Here is a 20,705-nt window from a genome sequence, read left to right as displayed (position 1 = left end):
TTGCACAGGCGCTCGGTCCCCCAGGCCAGGCAAATTTGGCAGCCCCCGGGCCAGGGCCATTGGGTGGGGTCAAGGCAGGCGCGCCACATGGCCACACGATACTGCGCGGCCCATGACCGAGCCCCATTCGACCGTCCCCGAGCGCGACCGCGAAGCCGCCGACCCGACCCTGCTCCAGTCCACGGGCCTGGACCCGCGGGCGGTGGCGCGTCAGGCGCGGCGCTTGCTGCGCGGGGGTGCCACGCCGTGGTTGCACGCCGAGCTGGCCGACCGCATGGCCGAGCGCTTGGGCTGGATCAAGCTGGACGTTCAGCAGGTGGTGCAGTGGCAGCCGCGATGGAGTGGGGGCGACGCGGCCCTGCGCGCACGCTACCCACAAGCCCAGCACACCTGGGTGGAGGACCTCGGCTTCGAGCGCGCCCAGCAGGAGCTGCAAGTGCCCTGGTGGAAGCCTTGGCAGGCGCCGCGCGCCACCGTGGTGACGCCCGACGAGGTTCCGGTGGGCCAAGCGCAGTTGGTGTGGGCCGGCCATGGGCTGCACGCTTGCACGCACCTGAGCGCGCGCATGGCGCAATGGCACGCGGCCTTGGCCGTGAACGGCTTTGTGCTCTTCTCTTGCTGGGGCCCGGACAGCCTGGTGGAACTGCGGCGCATGTACGAGGCCGAGGGCTGGGGGCCGGTCACCCCGTCGTGGGTGGATTTGCACGACCTCGGCGACCTCTTGGTCGAAGGCGGCTTCGCCGAACCGGTGATGGACCAAGAGCGGCTGACGCTCACCTGGACCGAGCCCGAGGCCCTGTGGCGCGACCTCGCGGCCCTGGGGGGGAACCTGCACGCCCAGCGGTTTGCGGGCTGCCGGTCCCGCGCCTGGCGAGCCGCATGGTTCGCGGCGGCCGAGCGGCATTTGCGCCGGGCCGACGGCCGTTTGGCCCTGACGCTCGAGTTCGTGGTGGGGCACGCGATCAAGCCGGTGCCGCGCTTGGAGGTGGCCAGCGAGACCCGGGTTAGCCTGGATCGAATGCGCGACGAATTGCGCAAACCACGCGGCTAAGTTGGGGTAGCGTGGGCGGCAGAAAGGACCCGTTCCATGACGCCAGCCAAGCCCCACGCCATCCCCGCTGCCGCCGAGCGATTCTTCGCCAACCATGGGCAGTTGCAGCCCATGCCCGAAGTGGCCACGCGGCTCATCAAGAGCTTTGACGACCCCAATGTCAGTTTGCGCTCGCTCGCCGACCTGATCGAGAAGGACCCCACGCTCAGCGCCCGGGTGCTCCGCTTGGCCAACAGCGCGCGCTTCAGCCCTTCGCACAACGTGGCCACCTTGATCGACGCGGCCAACACCCTGGGCCTGGACATGCTGCGCAACCTCAGCATGGCGGCCGCAATCAGCGGGCGCTTCCCCGACCTGAAGGGATTGGACCGCCGTGCCGTGTGGCGCCATGCCGCCACCACGGCAGCGCACGCGCGCACCTTGGGCAAGCTGCTGCGGCTCGACGCCGACGAGGTGTACGTGGCCGGCATGATGCTGCGCACTGGCCAACTGCTGATGGCCATCAGCGAGCCCGATCAGGTCGCCGAGGTGGAGCGCATGGCCACCGAACCCGGCAGCCGCTACTCGTTGGAGCAGCACCGCTTTGGTTGCACCCATGCGGATGTGACCGCGTCCCTGGCCGCGCATTGGCACTTCCCGGCGGCCATGGTGCAGGCCTTCACCGACGCCAACGAACCCCTCGAGGTTCGGCCCTTCTCTTTGATGGCCGCCGTGTTGCACCTGGCGGAGGTTCTGGCCGATGCCGCGGGCAGTGCCGATCCGGTGGCGGCGCTGCAAGCCGCGGTGCCCGAGTTGGTGCAGCACGTGCACCTGGACCTCGACGACCTGCGCGCCCGTGTGGCGGCGGCCGGCGACCCGGCGCAGGACGTCGACGCCCTACTGCAGTGAGTTCTTGCGCGGCGTGCCCTGCGCCACGGCGGCGCGTCGCGCTTGGACTTCTTGCTGCACCAGCACCCACTCGTCCCAGCTGGAATCGCTGACCTCCAAGCCACTCAGGTCGGCCCGTTCGGTCGGCCCAGCCGATGGGGTTTGGGGGGTGGTCGAGCCCGTCCGCGAGGACGGGGTCCAGATGCTGCGGCGGGTGAAGTTCATACCCTGCATCTTGCGCAGATGTCACCATCGGTAACACCCCCTGAAAGCGGGTGCCCCCTCAGTTGGAGGGAGGTGGGGCGAGGTGCTCGCGCACGAAGCGCACCAGGGTGCGTGCCGCCTCTCCCGCCAGGGGATGCGGCAAGGTCAAGGCCATGACGGCGCTGCCTTCCACGACGGGCAGGGTCCAGCCCGGCATCAGGTCCACCAAGCTGCCTGCCTTCAGGTCTTGCGCCACGCAGTAATCCGGGGCCAAGACCACGCCGCTGCCGGCGCGCGCCAAGCCCACGAGGCTGTCCATGTCCTCGCTGAAGGTGCAGCCCAGGCCGTCGAGCAGCACCCGCTGCGCTTGGCCCTGGGCCGAACGCCACTCCAAGGGCAGGGCGTCGCGGGCTTGTCCCAGCAGCAGCAGGGGTTGGGCTTGCAGGGCCGCCGGTTGCGTGGGGCGGGGCGTCCAATCGGGTGTGGCGTAGGCCCCCACCCGGAAGGGCATGAGGGCGGTGGCCACCCAATCGTCGGGGGGCGAGCGCGTGATGCGAAAGGCCACGTCCACGCCTTCGCGCAAGAGGTCCACCCGCCGGTCGGTGAACAGCAGTTCGAATTGCACGCCCGGGTGCGCTCGACGGAACGCCGCCAACAAAGGCACCAAGACCGCCCGGCCGAAGCTGGGCACGGCCGTGACGCGCAGGCGGCCGGCCAAGGCGGCGCTGCTGGCCCGCAGCGCCGCGCGGGCCGCGTCGCTGGCCTCCAGGACGGCCTTGGCCCGCTGCGCCAAGCGGCGCCCCGGCTCGGTCAGCCCCAAAGAGCGGGTGGTGCGGGCCAACAGCGCTTGACCGGCTTGGGCCTCGATGCTGGCGATGCGGCGGCTCACCGCAGCGCGGGTCAGGCCCAGTTGGCGCGCCGCCTGGGCAAAGCTCCCGGCTTGCACCACGCGGGCGAACAGTTCCAACGCGTTGGCGTCCAAGCCCGGATCGGCCTGGAACGAGCGAGGCAAGCCTCGAATTGTTGAGGTTTTAGAACCGGTTTGTGGCATTTGACGAATCTAGTCAATCCAAGATTGACTTTCTAGCATGCCGACCCAGATCGTTCCTCTGGAGTTGCGCATGTCCGCCACCCTGCAAGCGCCCCGTTCCCCCAACCTCGCCTTGCTGCACGCCAGCCTGGGCCTGGCCGACGAGGCCGCCGTCCACGACGAGCACCCGGTGCTCCTGCCCTTGAGCGGCCAACACCACCTGCATGCGCGTTGGTACGCGCCGCGCGGCCGCTTGCGGGCGGCCGCCCTCATCGCACCGGCCACGGGCGTGCCGCAGCGCTTCTATGCCGGGCTGGCGCGCTGGTTGGCCGCCCGCGGCTACGCCACCTTGACGCTGGACTACGCGGGGCTCTCGGCCTCGAGGGCGGCGGTGGCCGAGGGCGCCAGCATGCGCGACTGGATGCTGCGCGACCTGCCACTCGCCTTGGACGAGGTGCAGGCGCGCGCCCGCGAGGCGCAGGTGCCGGTCGTTTGGATCGGCCACTCGCTCGGCGGGCATGCCTTGCCGCTCCAGCCGGGCTTGCAGGGCATCGACGCGGCCCTGTGCATCGGCGCCCAGTTGCCGGCGTTTCATCGCTGGCCGGCGGGGCACCGCCGCTGGGGCGCCCGCTTCTTCTTCCAGCGCTACGTGCCTTGGCTGGTGCGCTGGACAGGGCGGCTGCCGCGCTGGGCCTTGGGCGGCGGTGAGGACTTGCCGGCTGCAGCCGCCATGGACTGGTCGCGATGGGGGCAACTGCCCAACTACTACGCCAGCGACCCGGACATGGCCGTCCGCCTGCGGGTGCCGGACTGGCGAGGCGTGGCGCATTTCTGGTGCGTGAGCGACGACTGGGTCTTTGGTCCGGAGCCTGCCGTGCAGGCCTTGGTGGACGCCTTTGACGGCGCGCCGGGGGTGGCTGAGCTGCACCGCCTGCGCCCGCAAGACGTGGGGCGTCGGCGCTTGGGGCACTTTGCGCCGTTTGCACGCCACGTGGGCGAGCGCTTGTGGCCGCGGGTGTTCGACCGGCTGGAGGCGGCGGTGCCGGCGCTGCGAGGCGCGCCTTAAGTCGGTCGACGGCGGATCAGGCCTTCTTCACGAACTCGGACTTCAGCCCCATCGCCCCCACGCCGTCGATCTTGCAGTCGATGTCGTGGTCGCCGTCGGTGAGGCGGATGTTCTTGACCTTGGTGCCGACCTTGACCACCAAGGACGAGCCCTTGACCTTCAGGTCTTTGACCACGGTGACCGTGTCGCCGTCTTGCAGCACCTTGCCCACTGCATCGCGCACGACGCGTGGGGCCTCGGCCACTTCCGCCGCCGCCGAGCGGCCCCACTCGTGCCCGCACTCCGGGCAAACCAGCTGCGTGCCGTCTTCGTAGGTGTACGCCGATTGGCAGGTCGGGCAAGGGGGCAGGGTGCTCATGCGATTCGTTCCGGGCAAAGGAAAAAGCCCCAGCACCTTGCAGTGCTGGGGCTTCCTGTTCTTGGCTCCCCGACCTGGGCTCGAACCAGGGACCTACGGATTAACAGTCCGGCGCTCTACCGACTGAGCTATCGGGGAACAGAGCCAAAGAGTATAGACGAGATTTTTCGGTGTTGTCTAGAGGCTGACCGAAATTCTTGCGCTGAAGGTGCGCGGTGCCAGCGGGAAGAGGTAGACGTGGCCGAAGCTGTTGGGGGCTTCGCGCCAGGCTTTGGCGTTGGTCGCGTTGTCCACGCCCAGCATGGCCGTCCAGGTTTGACCTTGCACCTGCGTGACGTAGCGAGCGCTCAAGTCCAGGCGCGTCCAGGCGGGCAGCCACAAGCTGTTGTCGGACAGCGCGGCGCGGCGGCCTTCGCGCACCAGGCTGGCTTGCGCCATGAGGCCGTCTTGCAGTTGCTGGCGCAGGCTCAGGCGCTGGCTGTCTTGCGGCACGTTGACGCTGCGCAGGCCATTGGCGGCTGCGTCCGACGAGCCTTGGCGTTTGGCATTGAGCCACTGGGCCGAGGCGAGCAACCCGCCGCCGCGCCATTTCAGGTCGGCCTGCGCTTCGAGGCCACGGTGCTGGGCCTCGCCGTCGATGCGACGCACGCAGGTGCCGGCCGCACCGCAGGCGCCGATGTCGCGCCAAGCCGGGCGGCGGATGTCGAAGGCCGCGAGGCTCCAGTCCACGGTTTGACTGCCGCTCTTCAGCCCGACTTCTGTTTGGCGGCTCTTGAGCGTGAAGGCTTGGCCGGCATTGACATAGCGGCTGCGGTTCGGCGTGACTTCGCTTTCCACGCCCTCGCCGGTGCTCAGGTAGACCCGCAGGTCCTGGGCCAGCGCCCAGGTCAGGCCCAGCCAGGGTGTGGTGAACGATTGCGGGTAGTCGGTGGGACGCGAGCCGTCGGTGCGCACGGCGGCGCGTTGCAGGCGCGTGTGGCGCAGGCCGGCGAACAACTCCCAGTCGCCCCACTGCACTTGGTCGCTGATGCCGATTTCGCGGCTGTGTTCGCGGCGGTTGGTGTTCTCGTCGGTCAAGGCCGGGTCGGGCGTGCTGACGCTGGAGCCGAACACCGACCCGGTGCCGGCGTAGTTGTAGGCCTGGCGCTGGAAGTCAGCGCGCAGGCGGTGGTCCAGCGCGTCGACGCGCAACTGGTGCGTCAGACCGCCCCACTGCAGCTTGCCCTCCAAGGTGGCCCGCAGCGCGGTGCTGGTGCGGCGCTCGTCCTCGCTGCGGAAGTCGTACAGGTCGAAGCTGCCGTTGGGGCAGTAGCGGTCGGCGTAGTAGACGTCGGCGGCGGCGTCGTAGCAGCCAAAGGGGAAGGGCACGCGGTCGTCGTTGACCGCGCGTTGCTGGCCACCGTGCACCACCAAACGCCAGTCGGGGCTGATTGTGTGCGTCCAGCGCAGGCTGGCGATGCGGTTGTCGAAGTCCACCGGCAACTGCCAAGGCGTGTCGCCCAGGTTGCGGCGGCGGTCGATCTCGCCGGCGCTGGGCAGGCGGTTGCCCAGCAGGCTGAAGCCCGGTTGGCTGGGCTGGGACTGACGGCTCCACTCGCCTTCGAGCTCCAACAAGTCCTGCGGACCCACACGCCAGTCGCTGGCGAAGGCGGCGGCCTGCCGCTCGCCTTCCGTGTTGCGCAGCCAGGGCGACAGGCGCGTGGCGCTGGCGTTCACGCGCAGGCCCAGCCCGGCGGCCGTGCGGGTGCCGGCGTCGACGCTGGCGGTCCAGGTGTTGGCCGATTCCCAACCCAGGCTCAGGTCCAAGCGCGGGGCGGTTTCGGGGCGCTTCACCACCAGGTTCAGCAGGCCGCTGGGCGCGCTGGTGCCGGCTTGCAGGCCGCTGGCCCCTTTCAGCAGTTCCACCGCGGCCTTGTTGCTCAAGTCGAAGGCGGTTTGCCCGTTCAGGGGTAGGCCATCGCGGCGCAGGTTGAAGCGGGTGTCCAGCTCGAAGCCGCGCACGCTCAGCTGCGGGATGTAGCCCAGGCTGTTGTAGCCGTCGCTCACCGAGGCGTCCAGGCGCGGCAGCGCGCTCAGGCCGGTGGCACCGAGCTCGCTCAGGCGCTCGGCGTCGACGCGCAGGGCCTGCAGGGGCAGCCGGGCGTTGGGGGTGTCGCCAAAGCCGCCCACGTTCACGGGCGCATTCAAGTTGCGTCCGGTGATGGTGACGGCAGGGAGTTGGGTTTGCGCGGCCTCCTGGGCGTGCACGAGCGCGGCCAGGGCCAAGAGAGACAGGGGGAAGAGTCGATTCGTTTGCATTGCCATCGGCGGTGGATGGCAGGTCGGCGGGCACCCCGGCCGTGGCGGCCGGGGTGACCACGCTTCCCTGCGCGAGGATTACCTCAGTCAGGTTCCAAGGGTGTTTCTCAGCCGGCCGCGTCCGTGAACGCGCCAGCACCCCTAGCGTGGATGCCGCCCCAAAGGATCCGGGGCGGCAGGTTGGCATTCTAGGCAGCGTGCCAGACTGCGGTCTTTGGCTTGCCCGTTTTGACCCCATGAGCGCCACGCCTCCCGACCTCGAAGCCCTGCACCTGCGCCTGGACGGCGCGGTGGCCGTTGTCAGCCTGAACCGGCCGGACAAGCTCAACGCCATGCACTGGCCGATGTGGCAGTCGCTGCGCGCGGCCATGCAGTGGGCCGACCGCACGCCGGAAGTCCGTGCCGTGGTGCTGCGCGGCGAGGGGGCGCATTTCACCGCCGGCATCGATCTGGCCATGATGGCCGGCCTGCAAGGCCAGATCGCCGACGACTGCGAAGCCCGCATGCGCGAGAAGCTGCGCGGGCTGATCTTGGAGTTGCAGGACACGCTCACCAGCCTGGAGCGCTGCCGCAAGCCGGTGCTGGCCGCCGTGCACGGCCTGTGCCTGGGCGGGGGCATCGACCTCATCTGCTGCGCCGACCTGCGCTTGGCCAGCGCCGACGCCAGCTTTGCCATCAAGGAGATCGACATTGGCATGGTGGCCGACGTGGGCACCTTGCAGCGCCTGCCCAAGCTGGTGGGCAGCCAGAGCTGGGTGCGCGAGTTGGCCTACACCGGCCGCAGCGTCAGCGCCGACGAGGCCCTGCAGCGTGGCCTGCTGAGCCGGGTGTTCGCCGACCGCGCGGCCCTGGACGAGGGCGTGCTGGCCTTGGCGCAGGACATCGCCACCAAGTCGCCGCTGGCGATCCGGGGCACCAAGCAGGCGCTGAACTACGCGCGCGACCACTCGGTGGCCGAGGGCCTGGAGCAGATCGCCACCTGGAACGCGGCCATGCTGCTGTCGGAAGACCTGATGGCGGTGATGATGCGCGGCAAGAAGGGCGGCGCGCCCACGTTCAAAGACTGAAGCCCAGCGCCCAACAAAAACGCCACCCGAGGGTGGCGTTTTTGCTTGAGGCCATCGACGCTTCAGTCGAACACCGGCGATTCCACGCCCAGCACCTTGTGCAGCTTGGGGCTGGTGGTCGTGTACTGAAGGTGCACGCGCTTTTCGGGGTTGATGATGGGCATCGCGCCGAAGGCGGCCAGGGCGGCTTCGTGGAAGCCGCTCAGGATGAGCTTCTTTTTGCCGGGGTAGGTGTTGATGTCGCCCACCGCGAAGATGCCCGGCACGCTGGTGCTGAACTTCTCGGTGTCCACCAAGATCTGCTTGCGCTCGAGGGCCAAGCCCCACTCGGCGATGGGGCCGAGCTTGGGGCTCAGGCCGAAGAACACCAGCACCTCGTCGCAAGGCACCACGCGGGTGACGCCGTCGCCGCCGGTGACCTTCACGCCCTTGAGGTTGCCGTCCTCGGTCTCGTCCAGGTCGGTGACCTGGCCGACGATGAACTGCATCTCGTAGGCGTCGCACAGCTCGCGCATCTTGGCCACGCTGGCGGGGGCGGCACGGAAGCCGTCGCGGCGGTGCACCAAGATGACCGACTCGGCCTTGTGCGGGTTGCCGTCGGCGTTGCCGGCGCAGAAGTTCAGCGCCCAGTCCAGCGCTGAGTCACCGCCGCCCACGATCAGCAGGTTCTTGCCGGCGAACTGGCTCGGGTTCTTCACCCGGTAGTGCACCTGGCTGCCTTCGTACTTGTCGATGCCGTCGACCTTCAGCGTGCGCGGCTGGAACGAGCCCACGCCGCCGGCGATGAAGATGGTCTTCGTCAAGAACTGCGTGCCCTTGCTGGTGGCGACGAAGAAGCGGCCGTCGTCTTGCTTTTCGACGGTGGTGACTTCCTGGCCCAGGTGGAAGGTCGCGCCGAAGGGCTCGATCTGCTTGAGCAGGTTGTCGGTCAACTCTTTGCCAGTCACCACCGGCAGCGCCGGGATGTCGTAGATCGGCTTGTCGGGGTACAGCTCGATGCACTGGCCACCGGGGTAGGCCAGGCTGTCGATGATGTGGGCCTTGATCTCGAGCAGGCCGAGCTCGAACACCTGGAACAGGCCCACGGGGCCGGCGCCAACGATGACGGCGTCGGTCTCGATGACGCCTGCGGGGGTTTGGTTCTGGGTCATTTACTTGATCAGCTCGGGCAGCTTGCCCGTCTTGTCTTTCCAGTCGTCGGCGTCGGGCAGCGGGGCCTTGCGCTTGGTGATCGAGGGCCACTTCTTGGCCAGGTCGGCGTTCAGCTTGATCATGTGCTGCTGATCGCCGGGCACATCCTCTTCAGGCACGATGGCGTTGACCGGGCACTCGGGGATGCAGACCGCGCAGTCGATGCACTCGTCCGGGTCGATGGTCAGGAAGTTCGGGCCTTCGCGGAAGCAATCGACAGGGCAGACGTCGACGCAATCGGTGTACTTGCAGCGGATGCAGGCTTCGGTAACGACGTGGGTCATGGTGGCAAGGCTCGCGCGAGGGTTGACGCCAGAAAAGGCAAAGCGCGCGATTTTAGGTGGGGGCGGGGGTTTTCCTGGGGAGGGGCTGGGAAGCCGCAGCGGCGTGTACCGGCTTTGCCACAGCCGCGCCGACTTCTTGGGCCCCCACGCCCACGGTGACGACCGTGGGGCGGCCGGCGTGAAGCGCCTGCGCGTCGGCCAAGTTCGCCAGGGCGTGGCTGCTGTGCAGGGCGTCGGCGCAGCCGGCCCGGCTGACCACCAAGGTGGGCGTTTCGGCGGGCCAGCCGGCCGCCAGCAGGCGGCGGCGCAAGGCGGGTAACTGCTTGCCCGCCATGTAGAACACTTCGGTGTCGGCAGCCTTACCAGCATGCAGATCGCCCTCGCGGGTCATGGCCGTCGTGAGGGCCACGGTGCGGCCGCTGCCGCGGCGGGTGAGCGGGCGCTGGGTGTCGGCGGCGGCGGCCGAGGCGGCGGTCACGCCCGGCACCACCTCGCTGGCGATGCCGGCCTGCGCCAGCGCTTCGAGTTCTTCTTCGAGACGTCCGAACACCGAGGCATCGCCGCCCTTGAGGCGCACCACCAAGCCGGTGGCGGTTTGGGCGTGCTGCACCAGCAAGGCGTTGATGTCACTTTGCTTGGCCGCGTGGTCAAAGCCGCGCTTGCCCACGTCCACCCAGGTGGCCTGGGGGGCGAAAGCGCGCAGGGCCGGGTCGGTCAGCGCGTCGAACAGCACCACCTCGGCCTGGCTCAGGCGTTGCACGCCACGCAGGGTGATGAGGTCGGCGGCGCCGGGGCCGGCGCTGACGAAGCTGACCCGCACGCTCACCACGCGTCGTCCTCGGCCGGGGCAGGGATGGCGTCGACCAGCAACGCACCGCTGGTGCGGTGGCTGGCCGGGTCGACCACGATCAGTGCGCCGCCCACGCGGTTGTCGGCGAAGGGCTCCACGGGCAGGGCGTGCTGCACCTCCATCTGCACGCGGCCAATGGCGTTGACCGGCAGTTCGTGCGCGTCCTGCGGCTGCAAGGTGTGGATGTCGAGCACCGAGTCGATGCTGCTGATGCGGGCCTGCACCCAGCGGTTGCCGTGGCGCACCCAGTACTTGCGGCCGGCCTTGGCGGGCTCGGTGTCCAGCCAGGCCAGGGTGGCGGGGAAGTGGGTGCGGCTGTCGGCCGTCTCGGGCGTGACGATCCAGTCACCGCGGCTCACGTCCAGCTGGCGGTCGAGGATCAGGCCCGCCGATTCGCCGGCCTTGGCGTCGGCGACCTCGTCGCCGGCACGGCGCAAGGCGGCCACGATGGCGCGCTGCCGGCTGGGCAGCACCTCGACCTCGTCGCCCACCTTCACGCCGCCGTGGGCGATGCGGCCCCACAGCACACGCGGCTGGAAGCCGGCGCCTTCGGTCTGGTAGGCGTCTTTCTGCACGAACTGCACGGGCAGGCTCAAGGGGGCGTCGGTGCGCTCTTGCGTGGTGGGCAGGCCTTCCAGCACCTGCAGCAGCGAGGGGCCGTCCCACCAAGGGGCGTCCAGCGGCTGGGTGACGTTGTCGCCGCGCAGCGCGCTCACCGGCACGGTGGCGGCCACGTTCAGGCCGGCGGCCTGGGCGAAGGCCTCGAGCGCGGCCTTGACCTTGGCAAAGCCCGGGCCGGGCTCGGCCAGCGCGTCGATCTTGTTCACGGCGAACACGATGCTGGGCACGCGCAGCAGCTGCGCCAGCAGGCTGTGGCGGCGGGTTTGCGGCAGCAGGGCCACCTCGGGCTGGCTCAGGTCGAGCTTGGTCACGTCCACCAGCACCACGGCGGCGTCGCTGCCTGCGGCGGCCGTCACCATGTTGCGCGTGTACTGCTCGTGGCCCGGGGCGTCGGCAATGATGAACTTGCGCGTCTTGGTGGCGAAGTAGCGGTAGGCCACGTCGATGGTGATGCCTTGCTCGCGCTCGGCCTCGAGGCCGTCGGTCAGCAGGCTCAGGTCCAGGGGCTTGCCGGCGGCGCGGCGGGCCAGCACGTCGAGCTGATCGGCCAGGATGGCCTGGCTGTCGAACAGCAGGCGACCGATGAGGGTGCTTTTGCCGTCGTCGACGGAGCCGGCGGTGAGGAAGCGAAGTGCTTGCATCAGAAGTAGCCCTCTTTCTTGCGCTTTTCCATCGAGGCTTCGCTGGTGCGGTCGTCCATGCGGGTCGCGCCGCGCTCGCTGACGGTCACGGTCAGCGTTTCGGCCACCACCTCGGTGGCGTTGCGGGCCGGGCTTTCCACCGGGCAGGTGCAGGTCATGTCGCCCACGGTGCGGAAGCGCACCTCCACCGTTTCGACGGTTTCGCCGTCTTGCGGCGGCGTCACTTCGGTCAGCGGCACCAGCAGGCCCTTGCGGCGCATCACCTGGCGCGGGTGGGCGTAGTACATGGGGGGCAGCGGGATGCTCTCGCGGGCGATGTACAGCCACACGTCCAGCTCGGTCCAGTTGCTGATGGGGAAGCAGCGGAAGTGCTCGCCCGGACGGATGCGGGTGTTGAACAGGGTCCACAGCTCGGGGCGCTGCTCTTTGGGCTGCCATTGGCCGAAGCTGTCGCGGTGGCTGAAGATGCGTTCCTTGGCGCGGGCCTTCTCTTCGTCGCGACGGGCGCCGCCGATGAGGGCGTCGAACTTGTGCTCTTCGATGGTCTCGAGCAGCGTCACCGTCTGGTGACCATTGCGGCTCTCCAGCGGGTGGGCCAGGCGGATGGTGCCCTTGGCCATGCTGTCTTCCAGGTGGCCGACCACCAGGCGCTCTTGCATGGTGGCCACGCGCTCGTCGCGGAAGGCGATGACCTCGGGGAAGTTGTGACCCGTGTCGATGTGCACCAGCGGAAAGGGCAGCTGCCCGCGGAAGCCGCTGGGGTGGCTGGCGTCCTTCAGCTTGAAGGCTTTCTCGGCGAGGCGCAGGACGACGCAGCTGTCTTTGCCGCCACTGAACAACAGGGCCGGGCGCTCGAAGCTGGCGGCCACCTCGCGCAAGATGAAGATGGCTTCTTCTTCCAGCGCATCGAGGTGCGCGTGGTCGACGTCGGGAATGAGGCTCATGGGGTTGGTCGCGGCGTTCATGACTTGGCGTGCAGGCCGCACTCCTTCGAAGAATCCTCCCACCACCAGCGGCCCGCGCGGAAGTCCTCGCCCACGGCGATGGCGCGGGTGCAAGGCGCGCAGCCGATGCTGGGCATGAACTGGTCGTGCAGCGGGTTGGTGGGCACGGCAAATCGCTCGACGTAGGCCCAGACTTCGGCCCAGGTCCAGTCGGCGATGGGGCTGATTTTCCGGCGGCCCTGGCCGTCGTCCTCGTCAAACGCCACCTCGGCGCGGGCGCCCGATTGCTCGCGGCGCAGGCCGGTGATCCAGGCGCTGCGGCCGGCCAGCATGCGGCCCAGGGGCTCGAGCTTGCGCACACCGCAGCAGGCCTTGCGCAGCTCGATGGACTTGAACATGGCGTCCTCGCCCTCGCGCTGTACAAAGGCGATGACGTGTTCTTGCTTGGGCTGGAACACGGCCACGTCCCGCCCGTACTGGGCCTGGATGCGCGGCAGCAGGCCCAGGGTTTCCGGGTGCAGCTTGCCGGTGTCCAGCGTGGCGATGTCGATGGGCAGCTGGTGGCGGGCGATCAGGTCGGTGACGACCATGTCTTCCACGCCCAGGCTGCTGCTTTGCACCAGGCCTTGGCCGTGGGCGATGCTGGCCTCGCGCAGGCGCTGCACGGCGGCCTCGATCTTGGCGTCCAGCGCCGGGCTCCAGCGCGCGTACAACGCGATGGCATTGCCCGCGGTCGCGGCGGCCGGGGTGGCCCAGGGCAGGGCGCTGCTGCTCATCGGGCGAACACCGGTGCCGTGGCGTGCACGTCGCCTTGGTAGAAGCCTTGCGGGAAGAAGGCCAGCGCGCGCTCGGCCGCGGCTTGGCTTTGGTCGCCGCGCAGTTGCACCTCGCTGAAACCGGTGCGGTGCAGCAGCTGCATCATGTCCACCAGCACCTGGCCGCTGGCGCGGATGGCGCCGGCGAAGCGGTAGCGGGCGCGAAGCAATCGAGCCTGGCTGTAGGCGCGGCCGTCGGTCCACTTGGGGAAGTCCAGCACCACCAGGGCGATGCGGTCCAGGTCGGGGGCCAGCTGCGCGATGTCGGCGTCGTTGGGGAACTCGATGGCCACGGGCAGGTCCGCCGGCCAGTGGCTGCGCACGGCGTGCCATTGCTCCAGGCTCAGCAGGCGGTTGGGGGCGGGGTCCGGGTCGGGCTTGGGGCCGTCTTCGCCCACCGCGTGCTGCCAAAGGTCGTGGTGCGGGTCGATGTACTTCATGGCAATTCCGATCACGCTCGCGCGGTGGCCACGCGCACGGCGTTGGCGGCGGCCTTGAAGGGGTCCAGGCCGAGGCGTTTGACGGCGTCGACGAAGCGCTCGCCGCTCAGGCGCTGGGCCTTGTAGGTGTCCAGCACGGCCTCGATGGCGTCGGCAATCTCGTCGGCCGCGAAGCTCGGGCCGATGACCTTGCCGGCCACGGCCGGGCCGCTCAGGGTGGAGCCGTCGCTGCCGCCCAAGGTCAGCTGGTACCACTCGGTGCCGTCCTTGTCGACGCCCAGCACGCCGATGTGGCCGCTGTGGTGGTGGCCGCAGGAATTGATGCAGCCGCTGATGTGCAGGTCGATGTCGCCCAGGTCTTCCAGCTCGTCGAGGTCTTGGTAGCGCTCGGCGATGTCGGCGGCGATGGGCAGCGAGCGGGCGTTGGCCAGCGCGCAGTAGTCGCCGCCCGGGCAGGCGATCTGGTCGGTCAGGCGGCCGGCGTTGGGCGTGGCAAAGCCGGCGGCGCGCGCGGCTTGGAACAGATCGGGCAGGTCGGCCTCCTTCACCCAGGGCAGCACCAGGTTTTGGCGGTGGCTCACGCGCAGCTCGCCGTGGCTGAAGCGGTCGGCCAGCGCGGCGGCGGTGTCCATCACGTCGGCGGTGGTGTCGCCCGGTGGGATGCCCACGCGCTTGAGGCTCAGGGTGACGGCGCGGTGGCCGCTGACGCGGTGGCCGTGCACGTTGCGCTGCAACCAGCGCTGGTAGGCGGGCTCGGCGTTCAGCGCCGCCACGTCGATGGCGGGCGCAGGCCTCACGCCCTCGGGGTCGACGAAACCGGCCTTCACGCGGGCCAGCTCGGCCTCGGGGATCAGGTGCTCGTTGCCGCCAGCGTCATCGGCCAGGATGGCGGCGAATTCGGCGTTCACGGCGTCGACGAACTTCTGCCCCTCGGCCTTCACCAAGATCTTGATGCGGGCCTTGTAGAGGTTGTCGCGGCGGCCGGCCAGGTTGTAGACGCGGACGATGGCCTCGATGAAGACCAGGATCTGCTGCCAGGGCACGAAGGCGTTGATCTCGGTGGCGACGATGGGCGTGCGGCCCATGCCGCCGCCCACGAAGACCTGGAAGCCCACCTCGCCGGCGGCGTTCTTCTTCAGCTGCAGGCCGATGTCGTGCCAGAGGATGGCGGCGCGGTCTTCCTCGGCGCCGCTGACGGCGATCTTGAACTTGCGCGGCAGGTGGGCGAACTCGGGGTGCAGCGTCGACCACTGGCGCAGGATTTCGCAGTACGGCCGCGCGTCGACGATCTCGTCAGGGGCGATGCCCACGAAGGCGTCGCTGGTGATGTTGCGGATGCAGTTGCCGCTGGTCTGGATGCCGTGCATGTCAACGGCCGCCAGCAGATCCATCACGTCGGCGCTTTTGTCCAGCGGGATCCAGTTGTATTGCAGGTTCTGCCGCGTGGTGAAGTGGCCGTAGCCGCCTTGGCCGGCGAAGGGGCCGCTGCTGACCACGTCGTACTCGCGGGCGATCTTGGCCAGCTGGCGGAGCTGGCGGCTGCTCAGCTCGCCGTAGGGAATGGCCACGCGCAGCATGGGCGCATGGCGCTGCACGTACCAGCCGTTCTGCAGGCGCAGCGGGCGGAAGTCGTCGGCGCTCAGCTCGCCGCGCAGGTGGCGTTCGAGCTGGTCGCGGTACTGCGCGGCGCGCTGGTGGACGAACTGGCGGTCGAAGTCGGTGTAGCGGTACATAGGATTAGCTCAAAGCCTTCCAGATGTTGAAGGCGCTGATCAGCACGATGACGCTGCCCACCAGGCCCAGCAAGGCCTTGGTGTGCAGCTTGCTGGTGAGCAGGGCGGCAAAGGGGGCGGCGAACAGGCCGCCGACCACCAGGCCGGCCACCGTCGTCCAGGGGCTTTCGCCCACGAGCACGGCGAACACGCCGGCGCTGATGAAGGTCAGGAAGAACTCGGCCAGGTTCACCGAGCCGATGGTCATGCGGGGGTCGTTGCCGGTGCCCACCAGCGTGGTGGTCACCACGGGGCCCCAGCCGCCGCCGCCCACGGCGTCGACGAAGCCGCCGAACAGGCCCAGCTTGGCCACGTGCTTGGGCTCCTCGCGGCGCGGCTTGATCTTGCGAAAGATCTTGCTGATGACGTAGAGGCCCATCAGCAGCAGGTAGGCGGCGATGAAGGGCTTGATGGCCTTGCCGTCGATGCTCGACACCAGCCAGGCGCCGGCGGCCGCGCCGATCATCCCGGGCACCAGCAGGCGCAAGAACAGGCGCTTGTTCACGTTGCCCAGCTTGATGTGCGAGATGCCCGACACGCCGGTGGTGAACACCTCGGCGATGTGCACCGACGCGCTGGCCACCGCCGGGCTGGTGCCCGTGGCCAGCAGAAAGCTGGTGCTGGTGATGCCGTAGGCCATGCCCAGCGCACCGTCCACCGTCTGGGCCAGCAGGCCCACGGCGGCGGCCAGCCAAAACTCGCGGCTGCTCAGTGCCTGTCCGATCAGCTCGAAGCCGCTGTGGCCCGCGCCCGGCTGGGTGAACAAGCGCGTGGCCAGGGCGATGGTCACGGCCATCAGCAGGAAGACCACCGACCACATCGCGAAGCGCAGCACCGGCTGGTGCGGGTCGCCCGCGTGCGTCACGGCGTTCTCCAGCGGCGGCAGGCCGAGCGCGGCGTGCTCGGCGTTCACCGGGTTGTCGCTGAGGTCGAGGTCGCGGATCTTCATGGAAGGCGCGACTCTAAAGACGGCTGCTTATTCCATCAACGAAATATTCGTTCTCTTCATATTCAAATGAAGAATAAGAGTCAGCGACTGGGCTCCCGCCAGGCCGCCGCCCCCAGCAGCACCACGCGCAGTTGCCGCACGAAGGTGTCGGTCATCTCGGCTTCGAGCAGGGCTTGCTCGGGGGGCAGGTCCAGCATCTCGGGCGCGGCGGCCAGCATGGTCGTGACGATCAGGCCGCACACCATCTGCAGGCTCGTCGTGGGCATGTCCGGGAACACGCCCAGGCGCCGGAAGTCCTGCGCCATCTCGTTCGTGAAGTGCGCCACCTCGTTGCGGATGGCCAAGCGCAGGATGCGACTGCCCCCGGCTCGTTCGCTGGAGATGAACAAGAAGGTGGGGCGGTTGGCGTTCACGTACTCCTGGTAGACCTTGACCGAGCGGCGCACGGTGGAGCCTTGGCTGGCCCCCATCTCGCGGGCCTCGCGCAGCAGACGCCGCAACGTGATGCCCACCTCTTCCACCAGGGCCAGCCCGAGTTCGTCGGTGTTGCGGAAGTGCCGGTAGAAGGCATTGGGGGCCACGCCAGCCTCGCGCACGATCTCGCGCAGCGCCAGGCTGGTGAAGCTGCGCCCCTCGGCGATCAGCGTCAGCGCCGCCTGCATCAGCGCGTGACGCGTCAGGTCCTTGCGCTCGGCGCGCGACAGGCTGTCCTTGCGGAGGCTGGCATCGGTCATGCGGCCATTCTGCCTGTCCCGGCCTTCGGGGCTTCGGGGTGGATTGACGAATGTTCTTGGGTGCTGTCCTCTAAAGAGTGCTCGAGTCCAACCATGTCGGTGGACAGTTGTACACAATGCGGGCGCCGCACCCCGTCGGGTGTCCAGGAACCCCCATGCCCAGCACCGCCACCCCCGCACGCCCCTTGGCCGAGCGCCTCAGCCAGCCCCTGGTGCGTTGGCTGCGCCACCCCTTGGTGGACAACGTGGTGCGTCTGAGTGCCATCGAGGAGGCGCTGCAGCTGCTGCGCCCCACCGCCTCCCTGACCGAGGTGCGCGCCCGCGTGCTGGCCGTGCGCGACGAAACCCCGGACACCCGCACCTGGCTGCTGCAACCCAACGCCTTGTGGCGCGGCCACCAAGCCGGCCAGCACGTCACCGTCCGCACCGTGCGCAACGGCCGGCGCGTGCAGCGCCCGTACAGCCTCTCCAGCGCCCCGGACGACGGCCCCCTGGCCATCACCGTCAAGCGCCAGCCGGGCGGGCTGGTGTCGAACCACCTGCACGACGCCCTGCGCGTGGGCGACGTGGTGGCGCTGGGTGCCGCCGAGGGCGACTTCGTGCTGCCCGCCGTGCCGCCCGCGCGGCTCGCCTTGCTCAGCGCCGGCAGCGGCATCACGCCCGTCATGGCCTTGCTGCGCGCGCTGCGCCGCCTGGGCCATGCCGGTGCGGTCGACTTCGTGCACGTCTGCCGCACGCCGCAAGACCTGATCTTTGGCGACGAACTGCGCGCCCTGGCCAGCGGGTGCCCGGAACTGCCCGGCCTGCGCGTGCACCTGCACTTCAGCGCCAGCGCGGGGCGATGGACGCCCGCCGAGCTGGCCGCCGCCGTGCCCGACTGGGCTGGGCGCCCGACCTGGCTGTGCGGGCCTGCCGCCTTCATGGACGCCGTCGACGCCCATTGGGCCGCCCACGGCGCGCGGGCCCCGCTGCGCCGCGAGCGCTTTGCGCCGGCGTGGACGCCTCCCCAGCCCTTGGAAGCGCCCGTGATCGTCCAAGCCCAGCGCGCCGGCCGCCGCTTCGCCAGCACCGGCGCCACTTCGCTGCTGCAGCAGGCCGAGCAAGCCGGCCTCGCGCCCAAGCACGGCTGCCGCATCGGCATCTGCCGCTCCTGCCAGTGCGTGAAGCGCAGCGGCACGGTGCAAAACCTGCAAACCGGCGCGCTCAGCAGCGAGCCGAACGAACTCATCCGCCTGTGCGTCAGCGCCGCACGCTCCGACCTGACCCTCGACCTATGAGAGGGTGAAAGCGGATCGCACATGCCCGCCTTGACCGCCCAAACGCCCCCACTCGTCGTTGCGAATGCTCGCCGTAGCACGAGCTACGGCTGTGCTTCGCGCCTAGATCGGGGCCGCTTGGGCGGCCCTTTCGGGCATATCCGATCCCCTCTCACCCTCTGAAACGCCATGAGCTTCGCCGCCCCCACCCACCTCACCCGCGAACAAGTCGCGCAGTTCCAAACCGAGGTCGACGCCATTCGCGAGCGGGTGATGAACGACCTCGGTCAGGCCGATGTCGACCACCTGCGTCGCATCATTTGGCGCTGCCGCGCCAGCGAGGCGGCGGGCCGCGCGCTGCTGCACTTCGGCGTGGGGCCGCTCAGCTGGCTCGGCGGCGTGCTCGCCCTGGCCCACGCCAAGATCCTGGACAACATGGAGATCGGCCACAACGTCATGCACGGCCAGTACGACTGGACGGGCGACCCGGCGCTGAATTCGCAAACCTACGAGTGGGACATCGCCTGCGACGGCGAAAGCTGGCGCCACTCGCACAACGTGGTGCACCACACCTACACCAACATCCTGGGCAAGGACCGCGACCTGGGCTACTCGCTGCTGCGCATGACGCCCGAGCAGCGCTGGAAGCCCCGCCACTGGCTGCAGCCCATCGCCAACGCCATGCTCGCCCTGGGCTTCCAGTACGGCGTGGGCTCGCACGACCTGGAGCTGGGCCGCTACAAGCACGGCGCCCTGCCCAAGCCCGTTTTCATGGACCGCTGGAAGCGCTTCCGCCGCAAGGTGGGCCTGCAGTGGGCCAAGGACTACGCGCTGTTCCCGCTGCTGGCCTGGCACGGCTGGCTGCGCGTGCTGGCCGGCAACGCCGCGGCCAACCTGCTGCGCAACCTCTGGACCTACCTCGTCATCTTTTGCGGCCACTTCACCGAAGGCGTGGCCATCTACCGCCCCGAAGACTGCGAGAAGGAAACCCGCGGCGACTGGTACCTGCGCCAGCTGGCCGGCTCCAGCAACCTCACCGGCCCGCGCTGGTTCCACGTGCTGACGGGGCACCTGAGCCACCAGATCGAGCACCACCTGTTCCCCGACATGCCCGCGCACCGCTACGCCGAGGTGGCGCCGCAAATCCAAGCGCTGTGCGCGAAGTACGGCCTTCGCTACAACACCGGCAGCCTGTGGAAGCAGTACGGCACGGTGATGAAGCGGATTTGGGTGAACACGTTCCCGCCCAAGGCCGTGCCCGCCTGATCACCCCTGCGGCCGCGGCCCCGCGCTCACCAGCACGGCATCCGCCGGGCAATGGCGGCGCGCTGGCCAGGTTTGCAGCGTGTCGGCAGCCGCCGCGCGCAGCTGTGCCTGCACGGACGGCGCCAAGCCGTTGTCGATGTCCGGCAGCGCGCGCGGCGAGCCCCCGGTGATGGTGCTGTACAGCACCAGCGCCGCCAGGTAAGCGCCCGGTACGTCGGCATGGTTGCCGTCGTCACTGTGCAGGCGCAGCGCGGGGTGGCGCTGCAGCGCCAGGTCCCAAGCCTGCCCAATGGGCGCCACGCAGGCTGGCTGCACCTGCGCAATGCCCACGTGCAAGTCGTGAATCTGGGCCGTCTCCGGCACCCCCAGCCGTGGCCACTCCGGGAACAGCACGGGCAGCGCCCGCTGGCCACGCGCGGCTTGCACCAGAAGTTCGGCCTCCTGCGTGGAGTAGCTGTACTGCCCCGTGGTGCTGTACTTCTGCGCCTGCAGCACCACCGCCGTCCAAGGCTGGCTGCGCAGCAGCGCCATCGATGGCCCGTGGGCCAGGCGTTCGTCCAAAAACATCCAACCTGGCGCCACCGCAACGGCCACCGTTCTGCCCGGCAGACCGCCACGCAGCAGGGCCGCCAGCTGCTCGGGCAAGCGGGCCGACGAGGTGTGGCTGTTGCCCATCATCAGCACGCTGACCTCGGCAGTGAGCGTGGTCGGTGGCGTTGGCGCGCTGGCGCTGCTGTCGTTGGCGGTGTTGCCACCACCGCCGCCACAGGCGGCCAGTAGGAAGGTGCCAACCCAAGTGGCCCACCAGCGGCGGGCCGGCGGACGGGAGCGGTCAGGGAATGGGGTGGGGGGCGAAGTGCGGCTGGGGGTCATGCGCCGCAGTAAACCTGTCGCCTGGCCTGTGCCGCAAGGCTTGTGCGATCCAGGAAACATCCAAAAGATATTTCACTTGGTACAACAGCTACTTAGGAGCGTGCGCGGTCAAGGAGCTATGCGCATTT

General features: G+C 69.3%; 21 protein-coding genes, 1 tRNA gene and 1 riboswitch. Of the genes, 6 read left to right on the top strand and 16 right to left on the bottom strand.

Annotated features, from left to right (window positions below; all coding sequences use genetic code 11):
- Positions 1 to 112 precede the first annotated feature (112 nt).
- Positions 113 to 1,051 (top strand): biotin synthase, encoded by a 939-nt coding sequence (locus EOD73_RS06020; RefSeq protein ID WP_127681790.1) that lies wholly within the window; start codon positions 113 to 115, stop codon positions 1,049 to 1,051.
- 36 nt (positions 1,052 to 1,087) lie between these two features.
- Positions 1,088 to 1,939 carry an HDOD domain-containing protein gene (locus EOD73_RS06015; protein ID WP_127681788.1) on the top strand — a complete coding sequence of 284 codons (852 nt, stop codon included), beginning with the start codon at positions 1,088 to 1,090 and terminating at the stop codon, positions 1,937 to 1,939.
- On the opposite strand, the gene EOD73_RS06010 is transcribed toward EOD73_RS06015, so the two are convergent.
- Together EOD73_RS06010 and EOD73_RS06005 are read right to left on the bottom strand one after the other, a co-directional pair.
- Positions 1,928 to 2,143, bottom strand: coding sequence for a hypothetical protein (locus EOD73_RS06010; RefSeq protein ID WP_127681786.1), 216 nt, complete (start codon positions 2,141 to 2,143; stop codon positions 1,928 to 1,930). The genes EOD73_RS06015 and EOD73_RS06010 overlap by 12 nt on opposite strands.
- 58 nt (positions 2,144 to 2,201) lie before the next feature.
- Positions 2,202 to 3,134 (bottom strand): LysR family transcriptional regulator, encoded by a 933-nt coding sequence (locus EOD73_RS06005; RefSeq protein ID WP_164845955.1) that lies wholly within the window; start codon positions 3,132 to 3,134, stop codon positions 2,202 to 2,204.
- A gap of 109 nt (positions 3,135 to 3,243) precedes the next feature.
- On the opposite strand from EOD73_RS06005, the gene EOD73_RS06000 reads away from it, so the two are divergent.
- Positions 3,244 to 4,218 carry an alpha/beta hydrolase family protein gene (locus EOD73_RS06000; protein ID WP_164845954.1) on the top strand — a complete coding sequence of 325 codons (975 nt, stop codon included), beginning with the start codon at positions 3,244 to 3,246 and terminating at the stop codon, positions 4,216 to 4,218.
- Between the two features lie 16 nt (positions 4,219 to 4,234).
- Here EOD73_RS06000 and EOD73_RS05995 read toward each other — a convergent pair whose 3' ends face one another.
- From EOD73_RS05995 to EOD73_RS05985, 3 genes are all read right to left on the bottom strand, one after another.
- Complete coding sequence (locus EOD73_RS05995) at positions 4,235 to 4,576, bottom strand: zinc ribbon domain-containing protein YjdM (RefSeq protein ID WP_127681780.1); 342 nt, start codon at positions 4,574 to 4,576, stop codon at positions 4,235 to 4,237.
- Between the two features lie 62 nt (positions 4,577 to 4,638).
- A tRNA-Asn gene (locus EOD73_RS05990) sits at positions 4,639 to 4,714 on the bottom strand.
- A 39-nt stretch (positions 4,715 to 4,753) separates the two neighbouring features.
- Complete coding sequence (locus tag EOD73_RS05985; RefSeq protein ID WP_164845953.1) at positions 4,754 to 6,874, bottom strand: TonB-dependent siderophore receptor; 2,121 nt, start codon at positions 6,872 to 6,874, stop codon at positions 4,754 to 4,756.
- Between the two features lie 47 nt (positions 6,875 to 6,921).
- A riboswitch (TPP riboswitch) is annotated at positions 6,922 to 7,027 on the bottom strand.
- An 83-nt stretch (positions 7,028 to 7,110) separates the two neighbouring features.
- Between EOD73_RS05985 and EOD73_RS05980 the strand changes: the two genes are divergently transcribed.
- Positions 7,111 to 7,941, top strand: coding sequence for a crotonase/enoyl-CoA hydratase family protein (locus EOD73_RS05980; protein WP_127681776.1), 831 nt, complete (start codon positions 7,111 to 7,113; stop codon positions 7,939 to 7,941).
- A 62-nt stretch (positions 7,942 to 8,003) separates the two neighbouring features.
- Here EOD73_RS05980 and EOD73_RS05975 read toward each other — a convergent pair whose 3' ends face one another.
- The 10 genes from EOD73_RS05975 to fabR all read right to left on the bottom strand — a co-directional run bounded on the left by EOD73_RS05975 (position 8,004) and on the right by fabR (position 17,182).
- Positions 8,004 to 9,092 carry an NAD(P)/FAD-dependent oxidoreductase gene (locus EOD73_RS05975; protein WP_127681774.1) on the bottom strand — a complete coding sequence of 363 codons (1,089 nt, stop codon included), beginning with the start codon at positions 9,090 to 9,092 and terminating at the stop codon, positions 8,004 to 8,006.
- Complete coding sequence (gene fdxA, locus EOD73_RS05970; RefSeq protein WP_127681772.1) at positions 9,093 to 9,416, bottom strand: ferredoxin FdxA; 324 nt, start codon at positions 9,414 to 9,416, stop codon at positions 9,093 to 9,095.
- A gap of 52 nt (positions 9,417 to 9,468) precedes the next feature.
- Positions 9,469 to 10,242: a uroporphyrinogen-III C-methyltransferase gene (gene cobA / locus EOD73_RS05965; RefSeq protein WP_240660611.1), complete on the bottom strand. Its 774-nt coding sequence runs from the start codon at positions 10,240 to 10,242 to the stop codon at positions 9,469 to 9,471.
- Positions 10,239 to 11,528, bottom strand: coding sequence for a sulfate adenylyltransferase subunit 1 (locus tag EOD73_RS05960; protein ID WP_127681770.1), 1,290 nt, complete (start codon positions 11,526 to 11,528; stop codon positions 10,239 to 10,241). The genes cobA and EOD73_RS05960 overlap by 4 nt, the downstream gene beginning before the upstream one ends.
- Entirely contained in the window at positions 11,528 to 12,493 is a 966-nt protein-coding gene (cysD, locus tag EOD73_RS05955; protein ID WP_127681768.1) for a sulfate adenylyltransferase subunit CysD, read from the bottom strand. The genes EOD73_RS05960 and cysD overlap by 1 nt, the downstream gene beginning before the upstream one ends.
- Positions 12,490 to 13,248, bottom strand: coding sequence for a phosphoadenylyl-sulfate reductase (locus tag EOD73_RS05950; protein ID WP_127681766.1), 759 nt, complete (start codon positions 13,246 to 13,248; stop codon positions 12,490 to 12,492). The genes cysD and EOD73_RS05950 overlap by 4 nt, the downstream gene beginning before the upstream one ends.
- A complete protein-coding gene (locus tag EOD73_RS05945) occupies positions 13,245 to 13,727 on the bottom strand; it encodes a DUF934 domain-containing protein (RefSeq protein ID WP_127681764.1) in 483 nt (160 codons plus the stop codon). Before EOD73_RS05945 ends, EOD73_RS05950 begins: the two co-directional genes overlap by 4 nt.
- 11 nt (positions 13,728 to 13,738) lie before the next feature.
- On the bottom strand, positions 13,739 to 15,460 hold the full coding sequence (locus EOD73_RS05940) for a nitrite/sulfite reductase (protein WP_127681762.1): 1,722 nt from the start codon (positions 15,458 to 15,460) through the stop codon (positions 13,739 to 13,741).
- 4 nt (positions 15,461 to 15,464) lie between these two features.
- Positions 15,465 to 16,448, bottom strand: a complete 984-nt coding sequence (locus EOD73_RS05935; RefSeq protein WP_127681760.1) for a sulfite exporter TauE/SafE family protein — start codon at positions 16,446 to 16,448, stop codon at positions 15,465 to 15,467.
- Between the two features lie 80 nt (positions 16,449 to 16,528).
- A complete protein-coding gene (gene fabR, locus EOD73_RS05930) occupies positions 16,529 to 17,182 on the bottom strand; it encodes an HTH-type transcriptional repressor FabR (protein ID WP_127681758.1) in 654 nt (217 codons plus the stop codon).
- Positions 17,183 to 17,337: 155 nt separating this feature from the next.
- Here fabR and EOD73_RS05925 point away from each other — a divergent pair, with 155 nt between their 5' ends.
- Positions 17,338 to 18,459, top strand: coding sequence for a ferredoxin reductase (locus tag EOD73_RS05925; protein WP_164845952.1), 1,122 nt, complete (start codon positions 17,338 to 17,340; stop codon positions 18,457 to 18,459).
- A gap of 168 nt (positions 18,460 to 18,627) precedes the next feature.
- A complete protein-coding gene (locus EOD73_RS05920) occupies positions 18,628 to 19,704 on the top strand; it encodes a fatty acid desaturase family protein (RefSeq protein ID WP_127681754.1) in 1,077 nt (358 codons plus the stop codon).
- On the opposite strand, the gene EOD73_RS05915 is transcribed toward EOD73_RS05920, so the two are convergent.
- Positions 19,705 to 20,577 (bottom strand): hypothetical protein, encoded by an 873-nt coding sequence (locus EOD73_RS05915; RefSeq protein WP_127681752.1) that lies wholly within the window; start codon positions 20,575 to 20,577, stop codon positions 19,705 to 19,707. It lies immediately after the preceding gene.
- Positions 20,578 to 20,705: the final 128 nt, after the last annotated feature.

This window comes from Inhella crocodyli (assembly GCF_004004565.1).
Classification (GTDB): Bacteria; Pseudomonadota; Gammaproteobacteria; order Burkholderiales; family Burkholderiaceae_C; genus Inhella; species Inhella crocodyli.
This window is presented reverse-complemented; position numbering and strand designations above follow the sequence as displayed.

Coding starts and splice junctions, on each gene's coding strand:
- EOD73_RS06020 (WP_127681790.1), top strand. CDS start 113: ATGACCGAGCCCCATTCGACCGTCCCCGAGCGCGACCGCGAAGCCGCC.
- EOD73_RS06010 (WP_127681786.1), bottom strand. CDS start 2,143: ATGAACTTCACCCGCCGCAGCATCTGGACCCCGTCCTCGCGGACGGGC.
- EOD73_RS05960 (WP_127681770.1), bottom strand. CDS start 11,528: ATGCAAGCACTTCGCTTCCTCACCGCCGGCTCCGTCGACGACGGCAAA.
- EOD73_RS05940 (WP_127681762.1), bottom strand. CDS start 15,460: ATGTACCGCTACACCGACTTCGACCGCCAGTTCGTCCACCAGCGCGCC.
- EOD73_RS06015 (WP_127681788.1), top strand. CDS start 1,088: ATGACGCCAGCCAAGCCCCACGCCATCCCCGCTGCCGCCGAGCGATTC.
- cysD (WP_127681768.1), bottom strand. CDS start 12,493: ATGAACGCCGCGACCAACCCCATGAGCCTCATTCCCGACGTCGACCAC.
- fdxA (WP_127681772.1), bottom strand. CDS start 9,416: ATGACCCACGTCGTTACCGAAGCCTGCATCCGCTGCAAGTACACCGAT.
- EOD73_RS06000 (WP_164845954.1), top strand. CDS start 3,244: ATGTCCGCCACCCTGCAAGCGCCCCGTTCCCCCAACCTCGCCTTGCTG.
- EOD73_RS05985 (WP_164845953.1), bottom strand. CDS start 6,874: ATGCAAACGAATCGACTCTTCCCCCTGTCTCTCTTGGCCCTGGCCGCG.
- fabR (WP_127681758.1), bottom strand. CDS start 17,182: ATGACCGATGCCAGCCTCCGCAAGGACAGCCTGTCGCGCGCCGAGCGC.
- EOD73_RS05920 (WP_127681754.1), top strand. CDS start 18,628: ATGAGCTTCGCCGCCCCCACCCACCTCACCCGCGAACAAGTCGCGCAG.
- EOD73_RS05935 (WP_127681760.1), bottom strand. CDS start 16,448: ATGAAGATCCGCGACCTCGACCTCAGCGACAACCCGGTGAACGCCGAG.
- EOD73_RS05950 (WP_127681766.1), bottom strand. CDS start 13,248: ATGAGCAGCAGCGCCCTGCCCTGGGCCACCCCGGCCGCCGCGACCGCG.
- EOD73_RS05915 (WP_127681752.1), bottom strand. CDS start 20,577: ATGACCCCCAGCCGCACTTCGCCCCCCACCCCATTCCCTGACCGCTCC.
- EOD73_RS05925 (WP_164845952.1), top strand. CDS start 17,338: ATGCCCAGCACCGCCACCCCCGCACGCCCCTTGGCCGAGCGCCTCAGC.
- EOD73_RS05980 (WP_127681776.1), top strand. CDS start 7,111: ATGAGCGCCACGCCTCCCGACCTCGAAGCCCTGCACCTGCGCCTGGAC.
- EOD73_RS05995 (WP_127681780.1), bottom strand. CDS start 4,576: ATGAGCACCCTGCCCCCTTGCCCGACCTGCCAATCGGCGTACACCTAC.
- EOD73_RS05975 (WP_127681774.1), bottom strand. CDS start 9,092: ATGACCCAGAACCAAACCCCCGCAGGCGTCATCGAGACCGACGCCGTC.
- EOD73_RS05945 (WP_127681764.1), bottom strand. CDS start 13,727: ATGAAGTACATCGACCCGCACCACGACCTTTGGCAGCACGCGGTGGGC.